Below are 445 nucleotides of genomic sequence, written 5' to 3'. Positions count from 1 at the left end.
TTATCTCGCGCTCGGCGAACGGCGTGTTCGCGGTCCCGGCGACCGACCGAATCGGGCCGAGGAGCGTCACGAGCGACGTGAGATAGTACGGCCCCATGTCGAAAAGCGGGCCGCCGCCCTCCGCGTAGAAGCCGTCGGGGTCCGGGTGCCAGTGCTCGTGGCCGTGGTTCGACCAGAACGCCGTCGCGCCGACTGGGTCGCCGATGCGGCCCTCGTCGATGAGGTCGCGGCAGGTCTGGATGCCGGTGCCGAGGACGGTGTCGGGCGCGACGCCGACGGTCAGTCCGCGCTCGGCGGCGGTCTCCAAAATCGCCTCGCCTTCGGCCTTCGTCGCCGCGAGCGGCTTTTCGGTGTAGGCGTGCTTGCCCACCTGAAGCGCGGCCGACACGAGGTCGCCGTGGGTTCCCGCCGGCGTGAGCACGACCGCCACGTCGATTACGGGGTC

The 445-nt window shown here is 70.8% G+C and carries 1 protein-coding gene; it reads right to left on the bottom strand.

Translation table 11 applies throughout. The features are described 5' to 3' along the window. Positions 1-445, bottom strand: a 445-nt coding sequence (locus C5C07_RS20855) for a Gfo/Idh/MocA family protein (protein ID WP_147302095.1), incomplete at both ends; no start/stop codon positions are given.

Origin of the sequence: Haloferax sp. Atlit-4N, assembly GCF_003383025.1 — an archaeon.
Taxonomy (GTDB): domain Archaea; phylum Halobacteriota; class Halobacteria; order Halobacteriales; family Haloferacaceae; genus Haloferax; species Haloferax gibbonsii.
The sequence above is the reverse complement of the archived record's forward strand: the minus strand, read 5'-3'. Positions and strand labels throughout refer to the sequence as shown.